Origin of the sequence: Aeromicrobium stalagmiti (genome assembly GCF_013283745.1) — a bacterium.
Taxonomy (GTDB): domain Bacteria; phylum Actinomycetota; class Actinomycetes; order Propionibacteriales; family Nocardioidaceae; genus Aeromicrobium; species Aeromicrobium stalagmiti.
The window spans coordinates 429,673-446,443 of record NZ_JABSTZ010000003.1 but is presented as its reverse complement, the minus strand read 5'-3'; the positions used below and the strand labels follow the sequence as shown (position 1 = coordinate 446,443).

General features: G+C 71.4%; 17 protein-coding genes. 7 read left to right on the top strand and 10 right to left on the bottom strand.

Annotated elements, in window-relative coordinates:
• Nucleotides 1-171: 171 nt before the first annotated feature.
• On the top strand, nt 172-543 hold the full coding sequence (locus HQK15_RS14540; RefSeq protein WP_173492189.1) for an RDD family protein: 372 nt from the start codon (nt 172-174) through the stop codon (nt 541-543).
• Between the two features lie 33 nt (nt 544-576).
• On the opposite strand, the gene HQK15_RS14535 is transcribed toward HQK15_RS14540, so the two are convergent.
• Both HQK15_RS14535 and lipA read right to left on the bottom strand, forming a co-directional pair.
• Nucleotides 577-1,284 (bottom strand): DUF4191 domain-containing protein, encoded by a 708-nt coding sequence (locus HQK15_RS14535; protein ID WP_173492188.1) that lies wholly within the window; start codon nt 1,282-1,284, stop codon nt 577-579.
• A gap of 10 nt (nt 1,285-1,294) precedes the next feature.
• Nucleotides 1,295-2,218: a lipoyl synthase gene (gene lipA / locus HQK15_RS14530; protein WP_217361742.1), complete on the bottom strand. Its 924-nt coding sequence runs from the start codon at nt 2,216-2,218 to the stop codon at nt 1,295-1,297.
• Between the two features lie 80 nt (nt 2,219-2,298).
• Here lipA and HQK15_RS14525 point away from each other — a divergent pair, with 80 nt between their 5' ends.
• The 4 genes from HQK15_RS14525 (at nt 2,299) to HQK15_RS14510 (ending at nt 6,390) form a co-directional block, all read left to right on the top strand.
• Nucleotides 2,299-3,555, top strand: a complete 1,257-nt coding sequence (locus HQK15_RS14525) for a histidine kinase (protein WP_173492186.1) — start codon at nt 2,299-2,301, stop codon at nt 3,553-3,555.
• A 4-nt stretch (nt 3,556-3,559) separates the two neighbouring features.
• Complete coding sequence (locus HQK15_RS14520) at nt 3,560-4,231, top strand: response regulator (RefSeq protein ID WP_173492185.1); 672 nt, start codon at nt 3,560-3,562, stop codon at nt 4,229-4,231.
• 81 nt (nt 4,232-4,312) lie between these two features.
• Nucleotides 4,313-5,191, top strand: coding sequence for an ABC transporter ATP-binding protein (locus tag HQK15_RS14515; protein ID WP_173492184.1), 879 nt, complete (start codon nt 4,313-4,315; stop codon nt 5,189-5,191).
• Complete coding sequence (locus tag HQK15_RS14510) at nt 5,188-6,390, top strand: ABC transporter permease (protein WP_173492183.1); 1,203 nt, start codon at nt 5,188-5,190, stop codon at nt 6,388-6,390. Before HQK15_RS14515 ends, HQK15_RS14510 begins: the two co-directional genes overlap by 4 nt.
• Nucleotides 6,391-6,407: 17 nt before the next feature.
• On the opposite strand, the gene lipB is transcribed toward HQK15_RS14510, so the two are convergent.
• Entirely contained in the window at nt 6,408-7,130 is a 723-nt protein-coding gene (gene lipB, locus HQK15_RS14505) for a lipoyl(octanoyl) transferase LipB (RefSeq protein ID WP_173492182.1), read from the bottom strand.
• The gene (locus HQK15_RS14500) at nt 7,127-8,059 is read right to left on the bottom strand and encodes a metallophosphoesterase family protein (RefSeq protein WP_173492181.1); all 933 of its coding nucleotides are present in this window, start codon (nt 8,057-8,059) and stop codon (nt 7,127-7,129) included. Before HQK15_RS14500 ends, lipB begins: the two co-directional genes overlap by 4 nt.
• Before the next feature lie 81 nt (nt 8,060-8,140).
• Between HQK15_RS14500 and HQK15_RS14495 the strand changes: the two genes are divergently transcribed.
• On the top strand, nt 8,141-8,584 hold the full coding sequence (locus tag HQK15_RS14495; protein ID WP_173492180.1) for a hypothetical protein: 444 nt from the start codon (nt 8,141-8,143) through the stop codon (nt 8,582-8,584).
• Here the strand turns inward: HQK15_RS14495 and HQK15_RS14490 are convergent.
• The 4 genes from HQK15_RS14490 to lpdA are packed head-to-tail and all read right to left on the bottom strand — an operon-like array spanning nt 8,568 to nt 13,248.
• Complete coding sequence (locus HQK15_RS14490) at nt 8,568-9,098, bottom strand: mycothiol transferase (RefSeq protein WP_367649197.1); 531 nt, start codon at nt 9,096-9,098, stop codon at nt 8,568-8,570. The genes HQK15_RS14495 and HQK15_RS14490 overlap by 17 nt on opposite strands.
• A complete protein-coding gene (locus tag HQK15_RS14485) occupies nt 9,095-9,985 on the bottom strand; it encodes a TIGR01777 family oxidoreductase (RefSeq protein ID WP_173492179.1) in 891 nt (296 codons plus the stop codon). The genes HQK15_RS14490 and HQK15_RS14485 overlap by 4 nt, the downstream gene beginning before the upstream one ends.
• A gap of 4 nt (nt 9,986-9,989) precedes the next feature.
• On the bottom strand, nt 9,990-11,852 hold the full coding sequence (gene sucB / locus HQK15_RS14480) for a 2-oxoglutarate dehydrogenase, E2 component, dihydrolipoamide succinyltransferase (protein WP_173492178.1): 1,863 nt from the start codon (nt 11,850-11,852) through the stop codon (nt 9,990-9,992).
• Between the two features lie 13 nt (nt 11,853-11,865).
• Nucleotides 11,866-13,248 (bottom strand): dihydrolipoyl dehydrogenase, encoded by a 1,383-nt coding sequence (gene lpdA, locus HQK15_RS14475; protein ID WP_173492177.1) that lies wholly within the window; start codon nt 13,246-13,248, stop codon nt 11,866-11,868.
• A gap of 105 nt (nt 13,249-13,353) precedes the next feature.
• Here lpdA and HQK15_RS14470 point away from each other — a divergent pair, with 105 nt between their 5' ends.
• Nucleotides 13,354-13,932, top strand: coding sequence for a hypothetical protein (locus tag HQK15_RS14470; RefSeq protein WP_173492176.1), 579 nt, complete (start codon nt 13,354-13,356; stop codon nt 13,930-13,932).
• Between the two features lie 29 nt (nt 13,933-13,961).
• On the opposite strand, the gene HQK15_RS14465 is transcribed toward HQK15_RS14470, so the two are convergent.
• A complete protein-coding gene (locus tag HQK15_RS14465; RefSeq protein ID WP_173492175.1) occupies nt 13,962-15,317 on the bottom strand; it encodes a serine hydrolase domain-containing protein in 1,356 nt (451 codons plus the stop codon).
• Nucleotides 15,314-16,759, bottom strand: coding sequence for a leucyl aminopeptidase (locus tag HQK15_RS14460; protein WP_173492174.1), 1,446 nt, complete (start codon nt 16,757-16,759; stop codon nt 15,314-15,316). The genes HQK15_RS14465 and HQK15_RS14460 overlap by 4 nt, the downstream gene beginning before the upstream one ends.
• Nucleotides 16,760-16,771: the final 12 nt, after the last annotated feature.

Here is a 16,771-nt window from a genome sequence, read left to right as displayed (position 1 = left end):
CCTCCTCAGCCGCGCAGCGGCCTTCGTTGTCGATACGGCAGGTAAGTGCGTCACTGCACCGTATCGTCGACGCTAGAAGCGTGCAGTTTCCCATCGGTCTCGGGATTGTTTCCAGAATGTTACAAGTGCCCTCCGGCCGTGATTCGTGGACTCGATCGCTACGCTCACGGGGTGGAGATTCCCTCGCTCGGACGCCGGATCGCATCGCTGTTGGTCGACTGGATCGTGGCGGCCCTCAGTGCCGTCGCGCTCACCGGGGTGAGCTATCCGCCGGCACCGATCGACGAGGACCCGAGCCAGACGTTCATCATCCTGGCGTTCTTCGTCGTGGAGGTCGGCGTGCTGACCGGTCTGGTCGGGCGGTCCATCGGCAAGCGCGCCCTCGGCATGCGGGTCGAGGACGTGAACGGGCAGCCCATCGGCGTGCCGCGCGCGCTGCTGCGCACGCTGCTGCTCAGCATCGTGCTGCCTGCCGTCGTCATGACCGACGACAAGCGAGGACTGCACGACCTCGCGGCCGGATCGCGCGTCGTCCGCGGCTAGATCAGCTCGAAGGCTGGATCAGACCGGGCTGGATCAGCCGCGCATGGCCTTGCGCTGGCCCTTCATGCTCGTCGGCACGGGGCCACGCGGCATGGGAGCGGCGGGACGGGTCTTCTCCAGCGCCTTGAGCCGGTAGATCAAATCGGTCATCTGCGCCGGCTTGATCTTCTTGGGCAGCTTGTTGATGTGCTTGACGAGCTTGGTCAGCGGGACCTGGCCCTCGTCCTTGCCGACGACGATGCGGATGACCGGAACCTCGTCGCCCGCGACGCGGGCGTGGTCCTTGATCGCCGCGGCGAGCAGGCCGCGCACGGCCGACGGACTGCCCTCGCCGACGAGGATGATGCCGGGACGTCCGACGACGCGGTGGACGACGTCCTGCTGCTTGTTGAACGTGATGGCGGGCTTGACCTCCCAGCCTCGGCGCAGCATCTGCAGCGCGCCGGCGGCGGCTCCCCGCTGGCCCTCGACCTGCGCGTACGCAGCCTTCTCGGCGCGACGACCGAAGACGATCAGCACGCCCAGGACACCGGTCAGCAGGGCGAACACGATCGTGATGATCAGGCCGATCGTGCCGGACCCGAACAGGACGAATCCGAGCGCGCCGAAGGCGCCACCCACCACGAGGAACGTCAGAAGGAGGATGAGACCGATGTTGCGGTCGCTCTTCTTGGTGATCGCGTAGGCCTGGCGCATCTGGCCCATGCGGCCCTTGGCGGGGGTGGGAACGGTGTTGGACATGCCGGTCAGTCTACGGCGCGATGGTTGCGGAGCCCATGCCGCGTCCGGAGGCGATGGCCTGCTTGTAGAGGTTGCCCGCGCGGTAGGACGAGCGGACGAGCGGACCGGACATGACACCGGCGAAGCCGATCTTGTCGGCCTCGGCCGCGAGCTCGACGAACTCCTCGGGCTTGACCCACCGCTCGACGGGGTGGTGGCGCTTGGACGGGCGCAGGTACTGCGTGATCGTGATGAGGTCGCAGCCGGCCTCGTGCAGGTCGACCAGTGCCTGGCTGACCTCTTCGCGGGTCTCGCCCATGCCGAGGATCAGGTTGGACTTGGTCACCAGGCCGAAGTCGCGCGCCTGGGTGATGACGTCGAGCGAGCGCTCGTAGCGGAACGCGGGACGGATGCGCTTGAAGATTCGCGGCACCGTCTCGACGTTGTGCGCCAGCACCTCGGGACGCGACTCGAAGACCTCGGTCAGCAGCTCGGGGATGCCGTTGAAGTCGGGGATGAGGTTCTCGACTCCGGTGCCCGGGTTGAGCTCGTGGATCTTGCGGACCGTCTCGGCATACAGCCAGGCGCCACCGTCAGGCAGGTCGTCACGGGCGACGCCGGTGATCGTGGCGTAGCGCAGCTCCATCTTCTGCACGGACTCGGCGACGCGGCGCGGCTCGTCACGATCCAGCGGATCGGGCTTGCCGGTGTCGATCTGGCAGAAGTCGCAGCGACGGGTGCACTGTTCGCCGCCGATGAGGAACGTGGCCTCGCGGTCCTCCCAGCACTCGAAGATGTTGGGGCAGCCGGCTTCCTGACAGACCGTGTGCAGGCCCTCGCCCTTCACGAGCTTCATCAGCTCGTTGTACTCAGGACCCATCTTCGCCCGGGTCTTGATCCACGCGGGCTTCTTCTCGATGGGGGTCTCGGCGTTGCGGACTTCGAGGCGCAACATCTTGCGGCCCTCAGGTGCGATAGTCACGCTCCCACTGTACGCCGGTCGGGAAACGACAGGCCGTCGCCTAGGCTCGACCTGTGCTGGACCTGGATCGCCGCTGGAGCCGCCCCGCGCCCACGCCTGCCCAGGTGCGCGCCGACACCGTCGGGGGCGTCGTCGCGGCGGTCCTGTCGGTGGTCTCGCTGGAGGTGTGGCGCAGCGGAGCCGGCGTCGAGCTGAAGGACCCACTCCTGGTGCACGCGCTGTTCGCGCTGGCCGGTCTGCTGTTCGCCGGGCGACGACGCATCCCGCTGACGACCCTGCTCGCCGAGTCGGCGATCTTCATCGTCATCGGGGAGCGGCAGCCGATGCTGGGGGTCATCTTCACGCTGCAGATCATCCTGTTCGTCTCGCTCTACTCGGCCTGGGCCTGGTCGCGCCGGCCGCGGTCGCTGCTGGTCACGAGCGCGCTCGTGATCGTGGCGATGTTCGGCTGGCTGGTGTGGCAGTTCGTCCGCGACGCTCCCGCGCCGGCGCCGCAGGTCGGGCTGCTGCCCCGGTACGGCGCCCTGATCACCTACACGTTGGCGATCAACGTCATCTACTTCTTCGGGGCCATGGCCTGGGGGCACGGCGCCTGGCGCAGCGCCCGGCAGCAGGCGGAGATCGCCGAGCGGACCGCGGCGCAACGACGGGCGCAGGACCGTGACCGTGACAGCGCGGTGCAGGCCGAGCGTGTGCGCATCGCCCGTGACCTGCACGACGTGGTGGCCCACCACGTCAGTGGCATCGGCGTGCAGGCCGCCGGGGCCAGCCGCATCATCGGGTCGCGCCCCGACGACGCGCGGCAGTCGCTCGAGCTCATCGAGCGGTCGTCGCGCCAGGCGGTGCAGCAGATGCACCAGCTCGTCGGGCTCCTGCGCGCCGACGGCGACGACGACGGTCGAGGGCCGCAGCCCGGGCTGGCCGACCTCCACACGCTCGCAAGCCCTGACGGGACGCCGGTGGTCACGTTCCGTCAGGTGGGGGAGCCGTTCGAGGTGCCGCCGACCGTGAGCCTCTCGTTGTTCCGCATCGCGCAGGAGGCGGTGGCCAACCTGCGGCGCCACGCCCGTGCGGGTGTCGGCGAGGTCGTCGTCCGCTACACGGCTGCGGGCGACGACGAGCCGGCCTCGGTCGAGGTCGAGGTCATCGACGACGGCCGCGCGACCGGGGACGACGCACCGGTCGAGTCGGGCGGTTTCGGCCTGACCGGCATCCGGGAGCGGGCCGTCATGCACGGCGGCTCCCACGAGATCGGGCCGCGGCCCGAGGGCGGTTTCAGGGTGCGCGTCCGCATCCCGGTGGCGGTGTGAGGGGATGAGTGCGGTGGAGCAGACGATCCGGGTGCTGGTGGCGGACGACCAGGAGCTCGTGCGGACGGGCTTTGGCATGATCCTGGGCGCCGAGGACGATCTCGAGGTCGTGGGAGAGTCGTCGGACGGGGTCGATGCCGTGGCCCGGGCTCGTGCGCTGTCACCCGACGTCGTCCTCATGGATGTGCAGATGCCGCACATGGACGGCATCGAGGCGACCCGTCAGGTCGTCGAGCACGTGCCGGGGTGCCGGGTCCTGATCCTCACGACGTTCGACGACGACGACTACCTCTTCGCGGCGCTGCAGGCCGGGGCCAGCGGCTTCATGCTCAAGAACTGCCCGCCGGAGGACCTCGTCTCCGCGATCCGGGTCGTCGCCCAAGGACACTCGCTGCTGGCTCCGCAGGTGACCCAGCGGGTCATCGCCCGTTCGACGGAGCGCGAGCGCGGTCCTCGGCCGTCGGGCCTCGACGAGCTGACCGACCGGGAGCACGGAGTGCTCGTCGCGATGGGACGCGGGCTCAGCAACAGCGAGATCGCCGGTGAGCTGTTCGTGAGCGAGGCGACGGTGAAGTCGCACGTGTCGCGGGTGCTGACCAAGCTCGAGGTGCGCGACCGGGTGCAGGCCGTCATCGTCGCGCACGAGTCGGGTCTGATGGACGCATCCAGCGACTGAGGAGCCTCCACCGAAGGGATGAGCACGGACTCATCCTCGCGGCCGATGCGCCGCAGCGGCCCGGTTCATAGCGTGGGTCCCATGTTGGACATCTCCCACCTCAGCAGGGCGTACGGCGACTCGCTCGTCGTCGATGACGTCTCCTTCACCGTCAAGCCCGGTCGGATGACCGGCTTCGTCGGGGCGAACGGCGCGGGCAAGACCACCACGATGCGGATGATCCTCGGCGTGCTGTCCCCGACGTCGGGCGAGGTCCGGTGGGACGGCCTGCCGATCTCGACGGCGCAGCGCCGTCGCTTCGGCTACATGCCCGAGGAGCGCGGCCTCTATCCGCGGATGAAGATCGCCGACCAGCTGGTGTTCCTCGCCCGGCTCCACGGCCTCGAGAAGGCGGAGGCGACCCGCCGCGCCCACGAGCTGCTCGACCACTTCGACCTCGGCGACCGGGCAGGCGACGTGCTCGACACGTTGTCGCTCGGCAACCAGCAGCGCGTGCAGATCGCCGCAGCGCTGATCCACCGCCCGGAGGCCCTGGTGCTGGACGAGCCGTTCAGCGGGCTCGACCCCGTCGCGGTCGATGCGATGGCGGCACTGCTCGCCAAGGAGGCGGGCGACAAGCCGCTGCTGTTCTCGAGCCACCAGCTCGACCTGGTCGAGCGACTGTGCGACGACCTGGTCATCCTCTCCCAGGGGCGGGTCGTCGCGGCCGGGGCCGTCGACGACCTCCGGGGCACGGGACCTGACCGCTTCCGCATCCGCCTCGAGACCGGCGACGCCGCATGGATCCGTGACCTGCGAGGCATCCGCGTGCGCGACATCGACGGACCGACGGCGCTCGTCGACCTCGACGGCACGACGGCGTCCGACCTGCTGGCTGCGGTCGTGTCGCGCGGTCCGGTGGTCGAGTTCAGCCCCGTCCGTCAACCCTTGTCCACGATCTTCCGGGAGGCCATCCGATGAGCACCCTCACCCGCGAGCCCAGCGACACCGCCGTCCGTGGTGCCTGGCGCGTCGTCGCCGAGCGCGAGATCACGACCCGCGTCCACGAAAAGGCCTTCCGCTACAGCCTGCTGGCCATGGTCGTCGGCATCGTCGCGACTGTCGTGCTGACGTCGATCCTGGGCGGACGACCGACGGACTACACGGTCGGCGTCGTCGACCAGCAGGCCGCCGGCGTGGTCACGGCGGCGTCCGACGTGGTCGACCGCACCGACGACGGGTCGTCCGCGAAGCCACGGACGTTCGACTCCGTCGCGGCGGCCGAGCAGGCCGTCAGGGACGGCGACGTCGACGCCGTGCTGGTGGCCTCCGACGACGGCTACGAGGTCGTCGGCGACGACAAGGTCGACTCCTCGCTGTCGGCGGCCCTGTCGAGCGTGGCGGCGACGTCCGCGCTCGAGAGCAACGCCCAGGAACAAGGCGTCGACCTGGCCGAGCTGCAGGCCGGGGCCACGGTCTCGGAGCGGCTGCTCGACCCGGACGCGGAGGACTCCGGAGCGCGCCAGCTCACGGCGTTCGTCTTCGTCCTGCTGTTCTACATCACCGCCGTGACCTTCGGCATGACGATCGCGCAGAGCGTCGTGCAGGAGAAGGAGAGCCGGGTCGTGGAGATCCTGGCCGCGGCGGTGCCCATCCGGGCGATGCTGTGGGGCAAGATCGCCGGCAACACCGTCCTCGCGCTGGCGCAGATCGTGCTGCTCGTCGTCACCGGGGCCGTCGCGCTGGCCGCCACGGGGGAGACGGAGCTCCTGTCGTCGATCGGACCTGCTGCGGCGGGCTACGTCGTCTTCTTCGTGCTCGGATTCGTCGCCCTGTCAGGGCTGTGGGCCGTGGCCGGCTCGCTGGCGTCGCGGCAGGAGGATCTCGGCTCGACCACGATGCCCGGCCAGATCATCCTGTTCGCGCCCTACCTGATCGCGGTCACCGCTGGCGAGGGAGTCAAGACGATCGTGTCGATGGCCCCCGTCGTCTCGGCGATGATCATGCCGGCGCGGATGGCCGAGGGCGGTGTGCCGGCGTGGCAGATCGTGGTGGCGCTGCTGGTCAACGTCGTCGGGGCGGCGCTGCTGGTGCGGTTCGCGGCCCGCCTCTACGGGCGCACGCTGATGCGGACCGAGCGGCGGATCGGCTTCACCGAGGCGATGCGCCTGCGCGACTGACCGTCGGCGACCGAGCCTCAGCGCACGGCGTGGCGGCCGACCGGGATCAGCGGCGCCTTCTCCGTCAGGTCGGAGAGGTCGGGCGCCGGCGTGTAGGGCTGCCACTGGAGCAGCTCGGCGAGGTGCGGGGCGATGGCGGCGGCGGCGTCGCGCACCGTGACGTCGCGACCCAGCTCGGCGCTCAGGCTGGTCACGCCCGCATCGGCGATGCCGCACGGGACGAAGCGCTCGTAGAACGACAGGTCGACGTCGGCGTTGAGCGAGAAGCCGTGCATCGTCACGCCGCGGGCGACGCGGATGCCGATCGCACCGACCTTGCGCTCGGCGCGGGCCGCGGAGGCGGCGATCCACACTCCCGAGCGGCCCGGCACGCGGCCGGTGGCCACGCCGAGATCGGCCGCGGCGCGGATCATGGCCTCCTCGACCCGGCGCACGTAGTCGACGACCAGGACGTGCGAGGGCAGCTTGGCGATGGGATAGCCGACGAGCTGACCGGGACCGTGGAACGTGATCTTGCCGCCACGGTCGACGTCGACGACCGGCGTCCCGTCGAACGGCCGCTCGTGCGGCTCGGTGCGGCGCCCGGCGGTGTAGACCGGCGGGTGCTCGAGGAACATCGCGGTGTCGCCGATCTCGTCGGCGACGCGCTGGGCGTGCAGCGTGCGCTGGATCTCCCAGGCGTCCTCGAAGTCGATCGCGGAGGGGCCGTACCAGTCGTCGAGGATCTCGATCGTCGTCACCCGCCCAGCGTATCCCCGCGGACCAGCGCGATCGCATCGATGTCGGCCGAGGCCCGGGCGAACGTCTCGCGACGGACCTCCGCGGTCATCGCCGAGACGTGGTCGAGCGACTCGACGGGGTAGTCGAGCACCAGCGCGCCGGGGGAGACCGGCACCGAGCTGTGCACGACACGGTCGGCGTGGACGTGGACGAGGTCGAAGGCGACGGGGGCGTCCACCGCGTGCATGCCCCGTGGATCGGCTCCCGTGTCGACCACGTAGCAGGTGGACGAGCCGACGTGGACCGGCACGGAGCCGAGCGTGCTGTGGGCGGAGTAGTGGTAATGACCGGCGAGGATCACGCGCACGTCGGTTCCCTCGACGGCCTCGGCGAGCTGGTGCTGGTCGGCCAGCTCGATCACGGTCATCAACGGCATGTGGCTCGGGATCGGCGGATGGTGCATCGCGAGGACCGTCCCGTGGGGAGCCGGGCTGGCGAGCACGTCGCGGAGCCAGTCGAGCTGGGCGGCCGAGAGCCGCCCGTCGTGATAGCCGGGGATCGTGGTGTCGATCGCGACGATGCGCAGGCCGTCGAGCTCGGTGACGTGGTCGAGGGGCGCGTCGGGATCGGCCTCGACGCCCATCAGGTGCCGGGCGAACGGTGCGCGCGCGTCGTGGTTGCCCATCACCCACACGACCTCGGCCCCGATCCGGTCGGCTGCGGGCTCGACGATGGAGCGCACGGTCTCGTACGCGGCGGACTCCCCGGCGTCGGCGACGTCACCGGTGAAGACGATCGCGTCTGGCGCGATCTCCACGATCCTGTCCATCACGGTGCGCAGCTGCTCGGCGGCGCGGATGCGCCCGTAGACCGTGGTGCCGGCGCCGACGTGGGTGTCGCTGACGTGGGCGATAACGTGCTCGGCCGGAGCGTGCTGCCCGATGTGCATGCCCCGAGGGTACGCCCGGAGCTCGCCGGCGCCTGTGGACGAGCGGGTGCATCGTGCGGCCTCGGCGACGACAGTGGTCGCATGGACTGGCTGTGGGTGATCATCCTGGTGCTGCGGCAGGCGTCGCCCGCGCCGGACGACCAGTGGGCCACCCGGCTCGCGACGCTCGACCGCGAGCGGGCGGCTGCCTTCGCCACCGCCGATCCACGGCGTCTCGAGCGGGTCTACGTCGCGGGCAGCAGCGCACGCACCCAGGACAGCCGCACGATCCGGACCTACGCCCGCCGCGGCGGTCGGGTGCTGGGTGCCGAGCTGAGGGTGCTCTCGTGCCGGGTCGTGAGGGCGACACCGGCGCGCGTGACGCTCGACGTCGTCGACGTCCTGGCACCGGCGCAGGTCGCCTGGCGCGACGGCAGCTCGACCGAGCTGCCCCGCGACCAGCCGTCACGGCGGCGGGTCACGCTCCAGCGCACCCCCGAGGGCTGGCGCCTGGCGGGCTCGGTCGGGCTCAGCCCTCGGTCGTGACCTCGTCCTCGCCGGTGAGTCCGTCAGCGAGCTCGCGGACGATGTCCAGGTGGCCGGCGTGGCGGGCATACTCCTGCAGCACGTGGAACAGGATGCCGAGCAGGGTCGGCAGCGCTTCGTCGCCGGCGAACCTCCCGTGGGGCGAGGCGACGTCGTGGGGGTCGTGGCGGGTCACGATCTCGCGGGTGCGCCGTCCGCCGGCGTCGAGCGCGTCGAGGACCTCGTCGAGCCGCCGGGACGTGACCCACCGGCCGTCGGCGTCGCGGTCGCCGTGCGGCGCGGGCACGTCCTCGCCGAGGAACCCCCACACCAGCCAGCGTCGCTCCATGTGCACGAGGTGCTCGACGAGCTCGGTGATCGTCCAGCCGGAGGGCACCGCGGCCCCTGCGAGCCGGTCCGCCGGCAGGCCCGTCGCCTTGCGACGCACCTCGGCCCGGAAGAAGTCGAGGTAGTCGACGACCCGTGCCGCCGGATCCGTGACGGGTCCGGTCGGCTCGGGCAGCGGCAGGGTCACGACACGGCGACGGCGAGCGCTGCGGGCAGATCGGGCTCGCTGAAGGTGAAGCCGGAGTCGGTCAGCGCGTGCGGGACGACGCGCAACGATCCGAGCAGGTCGTCCGAGAGGCCGCCGAGGGCTGCCTTGACCGCGAACCCCGGGACGGCCAGGAACGTCGGCCGGTTGACCGCGTCACCCAGCGCGTCGGTGAACTCGGCGTTGGTGACGGCGACCGGCATCGCGAAGTTGAACGGTCCGAAGAGTCCGTCGGTCTCGAGCAGGTGCTCGATGCCGCGGACCCAGTCGTGCCGCGAGATGAGCGACATGTACTGACGGCCGTTGCCCAGGCGGGCTCCGCCGCCGAGCTTCCACGCGGGGAGCATCAGGGCGAGCACCCCGCCCTCCTGGTCGAGCACGAGCGACGTGCGCACGAAGCACGTGCGGGCACCCGCCTCGATCGCGGGCGCCGCGGCGGCCTCCCACTGCTGGGAGACGTCGGCGAGGAACCCGGTGCCGGCGCTGGCCGCCTCCGTGAGGAGCTCGGCGCCGCGGTCGGTGCCGTACCACGACATGCCCGACCCGGAGATGAACACCGTCGGCGTCGACGAGCCGGCGACCGCCTTGGCGAGCGTGGCGGTGGCGGTGAGCCGGGACGCCAGGATCTCGGCCTTGCGGGCCTTGGTGCGCGGCCACTTCGAGATCGGCGATCCCGACAGGTTGACCACCGCGTCGGCCCGGTCGACGAGCACCTGGTCGATGCGGCCCGTCGAGGGGTCCCACACCGACGCGTCGTCACCGGGCTGCCCCGAGCGGACGAGCCGCGTGACCTCGTGGCCCCGCTCGCGCAGGTGCGCGGTCAGAGCCGTGCCGAGGAACCCCGATGCTCCACCGATGACGACGTGCACGGGATCAGGACCCCAGCTCTGCCTCGAACGAGCCGGCCTCGAGTCGCTGCTTGACCGCAGTCAGGAAGCGTCCGGCGTCGGCACCGTCGACGATGCGGTGGTCGTACGTCAGCGCGAGGTAGGCCATGCTGCGCACCGAGATGCTGTCGCTGCCGTGGGCGTCGGTGACGACGACCGGACGCTTGACGACCGCGCCCACACCGAGGATCGCGACCTGCGGCTGGTTGATGATCGGCGTGTCGAACAGGGCGCCGTTGCTGCCGAGGTTGGTGATCGAGAACGTCGCACCGGAGAGCTCGTCGGGCGAGATCTTGTTGGTGCGGGTGCGCTCGGCGACGTCGGCGATCTTGCGGGCGATGCCGGCGATCGACAGGTCGCCCGCGTCCTTGATCGTCGGGACGATCAGGCCGCGCTCGGTGTCGACCGCGATGCCGAGGTGCTCACCGGCGGGGTAGGTGATCGTGCCGGCCTCGAGGTCGAGCGCCGAGTTGAGCTTCGGGTAGGCCTTGAGCGCCTCGACGGCAGCCTTGGCGAAGAACGGCAGGTAGGTGAGCTTGACGCCCTCGCGATCGAGGAAGGCGTCCTTGTGGCGGGCACGCAGACGAGCGACCTCGGTGACGTCGACCTCGTGCACCTGCGTCAGCTGGGCCGAGATCTCGAGGGACTCCACCAGGCGCGAGGCGATGACCTTGCGCAGGCGCGAGAGCTTCTCGGTCTTGCCGCGCAGCTCCGACGGCTCCACGGCAGGTGCCGCGGCGGCAGCCGGTGCTGCTGCGGCGGGTGCTGCCTCGGCCGGCTTGGCTGCGGCCGCGTCGAGGACGTCCTGCTTGCGGATGCGGCCACCGACACCGGTGCCGGTCAGGGCGGCCAGGTCGACGTCGTGCTGCTTCGCGAGCTTGCGGACGATCGGGGTGACGTAGGAGTCGCCGCTGCTCTCGGCCGGTGCGGCGGGCGCCGGAGCCGGCTCGGGGGCTGCCTGGGTCTCGGGCTGTGCGGGCGTGGGCTCGGGGGCAGCGACCGGCTCGGGGGCCGGGGACGGCGGGGGCGGTGCCTGCTCGGCCTGCGGCGCAGGCGTCGGCTCGGGCTCCGGGGTCGGCTCGGGGGCGGCCTCGGGCTGGGCCTCGGCGGCGGGAGCCGACGGGGCGGGAGCGGCGGCTGCCGGAGCAGCGCCCTCGGCGCCGATGACGGCCAGGACGGCACCGACCTCGACGGTCTCGTCCTCGTCGGCACGGATCTCGAGCAGCTTGCCGGCCACGGGGGAGGGGATCTCGGTGTCGACCTTGTCGGTCGAGATCTCCAGCAGCGGCTCGTCGACGGCGACGTCGTCGCCGACGGCCTTCAGCCACTGGGTGACGGTGCCCTCGGTGACGCTCTCGCCCAGGGCGGGCAGCGTCACCTCGGTGCCTCCGCCGGACGCGGGTGCGGTCTCGGCCTGCGGGGCCGGAGCGGTCTCGGCAGCGTCGTGCTGCGCCTCGGCGCTCGGCGCAGGCTCGGGGGTGCGCTCCTCGGCGACCGCGGCGGGCTCCGGCTCGGCGGCCGGAGCGGGCTCGGCTGCGGGAGCCTCGGCCGGGGCGGCCTCGGCGGCCGGGGCCTCGGCAGCAGGTGCTGCGTCGCCGCCGGTGCTCTCGCCCTCCTCGCCGATGATCGCGAGGACGGCGCCGACCTCGACGGTGTCGTCCTCCTCGGCCTTGATCTCGAGCAGGACGCCCGCGACGGGCGAGGGGATCTCGGTGTCGACCTTGTCGGTCGAGATCTCCAGGAGGGGCTCGTCGACGGCGACGGTGTCGCCGACAGACTTGAGCCACTGGGTGACGGTGCCCTCGGTGACGCTTTCGCCGAGAGCGGGAAGGGTGACGGACGTGGCCATGATGATCTCCGGGTCAGGCGTGCGAGTGAAGGGGCTTGCCGGCGAGGGCCAGGGCGGCTTCACCGAGTGCTTCGTTCTGGGTGGGGTGCGCGTGGATGAACTGCGCGACGTCCTCGGGGTAGGCCTCCCAGTTGACCATCAGCGACGCCTCGCCGACCTGCTCACCGAAGCGGGCACCGATCATGTGGACGCCGACGATCGGGCCATCCTTCTCGCGGACGAGCTTGACCGTGCCGGCGGTGGCGAGGATCTGCGACTTGCCGTTGCCGCCGAGGTTGTACTCGATGGTCTCGACGCCTGCGTCGCCGTACTTCTCCCTGGCCTGGGGCTCGGTGATGCCGACCGACGCGATCTCGGGCTCGCAGTAGGTGACCCGGGGGATGCCGGAGTCGACGACCGGCTGGGGCGCCAGGCCCGCGATCTCCTCGGCGACGAAGATGCCGTGGGCGAAGCCGCGGTGCGCCAGCTGCAGGCCGGGGACGAGGTCGCCGACCGCGAAGACGCCGTCGACGTTGGTCGCGAGGCGCTCGTTGGTGGGCACCCAGCCACGGTCGACTGTGATGCCGGCCTCCTCGTAGCCCATGCCGGCGGAGTTGGGGCCGCGGCCGACGGCGACCAGGACCAGGTCGGCCTCGATCGTGTCGCCGTTCTCGAGCGTCACGGTCACGCCGTCGTCGGTCTGCTTGACGGAGTCGAACTTGACGCCGGTCTTGAAGTTGATCTTGCGCTTGCGGAACGCGCGCTCCAGGCCCTTGCTGAGCGTCGGGTCCTCCAGCGGCACGAGCGTGGGCAGGCCCTCGATGATCGTGACGTCGGCCCCGAAGGACTTCCAGACCGATGCGAACTCGACGCCGATGACGCTGCCGCCGATGATGACGACCTTCTCGGGCACCTCGGTCATCGTCAGCGCCTCGGTGCTGGTGATGACCCGTCCGCCGATCTCGAGACCGAGCGTGCGGGAGACCGAGCCGGTGGCCAGGACGACGTTGGTGCCGGTGTAGCGCTCGCCGCCCACCTCGACGGTCTTGGGGTCGACGAGCTTGCCCTCGCCCTCGACGACCGTGATGCCGCCGGACTTGATGAGGCCCTGCAGACCCTTGTAGAGACGGTCGATGACGCCGTCCTTGTACTTGTTGACCTGCGTCATGTCGATGCCCTCGAACGTCGAGTTGACGCCGAAGGTGCTGCCCTCACGGGCCAGGTCGGCGACCTCGGCCGTGTGCAGCAGGGCCTTGGTCGGGATGCAGCCCCAGTGGAGGCACGTGCCTCCGAGCTTGGACTTCTCGATCAGCGCGACCGTCTTGCCGAGCTGGACGGCGCGGAGCGCGCAGGCGTAGCCGCCACTTCCGCCGCCGAGAATCACGATGTCGAAGTTGTTGCCGGCGCCGTCCGCCACGGTTTCCTCCCAAAGAAGATGTGCTTTCTCATCTTGTCACTCGCGGCAAGACTCGTGCCACCGGGGTTCGCCCGTCCGTTCCCGACGATCGGGCACACTTGTCCCATGGGAATTTTCCGGGGCCGGAAGGCCAGGACCGCCGGCGGCGCCGCCGTCTCGGACCGCGACGCGAGCCGCGCTGATCTCGCCGCTCTGCGCGACTTCGCCGAGTCCCGGCGCGGCGTCGAGGCGTGGATCGAGCCCCGGACCTCGGTCACGCAGGCCACCCTGCTGCTGGTCGCGCACGACGGCGAGTCGATCCGCCGCCGGGTCGCGTCTCCGCAGGCCGGCCACGACTTCGCCCGCAAGAAGCTGCAGATCCCGGTCTACGACTCCAACCTCGTTCCGATCCCGGCGCGCAAGCGCGAGTACGACCTGCGCAAGGCCAAGGGGTCCTCGTCGACGACGTCGTCGACGCCCAGCGCTCCCGCCACGAAGACCCAGACGCCTCGCGAGCTGCGGGCGATCATGACGCTCGAGTCGATCGCGGGCTCCGACCCGCTGCCGAGCAACCCGTCGTTCGACGACCTCATGCGGGTCTACCGCAAGGCCCGCAAGCAGGCCCACCCCGACCGCCTCGGTGGTGAGCGCGAGAAGTGGGACACGGTCGAGGACGCCGCGCGCGCCCTCGGTCTGCCCGACTGACCCAGGTCTGTGGCCCGCCCGGCTCGGCGTCAGTGCCAGCCATGCTCGTCGATGCCGCCGGGCACCTCGACCGTCGGGTCGTACGGGGTCCGGGTGAACACGAAGCTGGCGAGGACCAGGCGGGCCGGACGGCCGGCAGCGTCGCGCTCGACCCTGAGGGGCTCACCGCGGTAGTAGCCGTCGAGGCCCACCCAGCCCTGGTCGTCGCGACGGAACCTGGCCCCCCGGCCCTGACCGGGCTCGCCGAGGCGGAAGCCGCCGTCACCGTCGAGCGACAGAGTGAACGCGTAGGTGCCCCAGAACCACGGCCCGACCAGGTCGAGCGCCGGCGCCTGCGAGGCGTCGGCGTGCCACGGTGCGGGCGAGACGGGCTCCCGCTCGCGCAGCAGGTCGAGCAGGTCGGTCGTCGCGGTGCCCAGGCCGCTGGTCGCGTTGGTCATCAGGACGATGCCGTCGCCGGACTCGACGTCGACGCGCAGGCCGGCGAGGAAGCCGGGCATGGACCCGCCGTGGCCGGCGTACCGGCGGCCGTCGACGTTCCACATCTGCCAGCCGAGCCCGTGGGCGCCGCCCCAGGCCGCCCCGGCCAGGTCGTTGACCGCGACGGGTCGCAGCATCTCGGCCAGCGTCTCGTCCGCCAGGACGCCCTGCGTGCGGCCGCCGAGGAAGGCAGCCCACGTGGAGAGGTCGGCGGCCGTCGACCAGAGCTGACCGGCCGGTGCCATCGACACGGCGTCGTGCTCGGGCTCGGCGTGCAGCAGGTCGGCGAGCGGGTGCACCGCGAGGCCGGGCGCCGACGGGGCGACGGGGCGGGTCGTCGTGCGATGCATCCCGAGCGGCGTCAGGATGCCGTCGCGCACCGCGTCCTGCCACGGACGCCCGCGCAGCCGGGCCACGAGCTCGCCCAGCACGCCGTAGCCGACGTTGGAGTAGTGGAACGCGGTGCCCGGTGTGAACCGCAGCCCGGGGACGGTGGAGAGCAGGTCGGCCCACGAGCCGCCGGCGGTGCGCTCCCACCAGTCACCGTCGGTCTCGGCCTGCAGGCCGGAGGTGTGGGTCAGCAGCTGTGCGATCGTCACGTGACCGAACGGCACCTCGGGCAGGTGGGCGCCGATCGTGTCGGCGATCGACAGGAGTCCCTCGTCGCGCAGCCGCATGACCTCGACCGCGACGAACGTCTTGGAGATCGATCCGATGCGGTACTGCGTGTCGGGGGTCGCCGGCGCGCCGTCCGGCCGGCCGTCGACCGCGCCCACGGCGCCGGCCCACACCAGCTCCCCGGCCCGGACGACGGCGGCGACGACCGAGGGCAGTCGCTGCGTCGACTGCTCGACCGCGAGTCGCCGGTCGAGCGCAGCCGTGGTCGTCGGGTCGAGCGAGGTCACGACCCGGACAGCTCCGTGGCGAGCTTGACCAGGGTGCGCACGCCGGTGCCCGTGCCGCCGACGGGGGTGTAGTCGAAGGCGCCGCCCTCGTTGAACGACGGTCCGGCGATGTCGAGGTGCGCCCACGGGACGTCGCCCACGAACTCGCGGAGGAACGCCGCGGCGAACAGCGTGCCGCCGTACGGCTTGGGGTTGTGCTGACGCAGGTCGGCGATGGAGGAGGACGTCACCAGCCCCTTCATCTCCTCGGCGATCGGCAGGGGCCACATGGACTCGCCGGCGGTCTTGGCCGCTGCGAGGACGCGCTCGCCGAAACCGTCGTCGTTGCCGAGGACGCCGCTGGTGTGCTGGCCGAGGGCGACGACGCAGGCACCGGTCAGGGTCGCGACGTCGACGATGTGGTCGGGCTTGGACTCGGCGGCCAGCGCGAGGCCGTCGGCGAGCACGAGCCGCCCCTCCGCGTCGGTGTTGTGCACCTCGACGGTGGAGCCGCTGCGCATCGTCAGGACGTCGCCGGGGCGGGTCGCGCGGCCGCTCGGCATGTTCTCGGCGATGCACGCGTAGGCGGTGACCTTGATCGGCAGGCCCAGGCGCGCGATCGCGACCGTGGCCGCGACGACCGCGGCGGCGCCGGCCATGTCGAGCTTCATCGTCTGCATCGAGGCGCCCGGCTTGATCGAGAGGCCTCCGGAGTCGAAGGTGATGCCCTTGCCGACGAGGGCGAGGTGCGAGACGGGCTTGGCGGGCTCGTAGGTCAGGGTCATCAGCCGCGGCGGGCTGTCGGAGCCCTGCCCGACCCCGAGGATGCCGCCGCAGCTCTCCTTGGCGAGACGCTTCTCGTCCCACACCGAGATCTTGACGTCGTTCCCGGCGTGCTGGGAGAAGGCCTCGACCAGGTCGGCGGGACGCTTGTCGCCGGGCGGGGTGTTGACCCAGTCGCGGGCCACGTTGACGGCGGCCGCGACGGTGGCGGCCCGCTCGACGGCCTTGGTCGCGGTCGTCTGACGCGCGAACGGCGTGAGGATCACGGCGCTGGTGATCTCGGGCTTCTTCGCCGCACCCTTCTTGGTCGACTTGTAGGCCTCGTAGCGGTAGCTGCCCAGCTCGAGGCCCTCCGCGATGGCCTCGACCTCGTCGACACCGGCCGGGTGGAGCGCCACCGCGACGCTCGTGGCGTTGGTCGCTGCGCGCAGGCCCTTGGCCGCGGCGCGACGCAGGTCCTCGGCCGTCGGCTCCTCAGGGAGGGCCACGGCGACGACGACCGGTGCCTTGGCGAGGCCGCCGGAGGGGAATCTCACGGTCTGGCCCTTCTCCCCGGTGAACCCCATCAGGTCCAGGGTGGCGGCGAGCTCAGCCTTGTCCTCGTCGCCCCGGATCCCGAGGATCAGGACGTCGGCGCGGGCAGTGGTCGGCTTCGATGTGCTGAGAGTGACGGTGGGCATGTCAGCCACTCT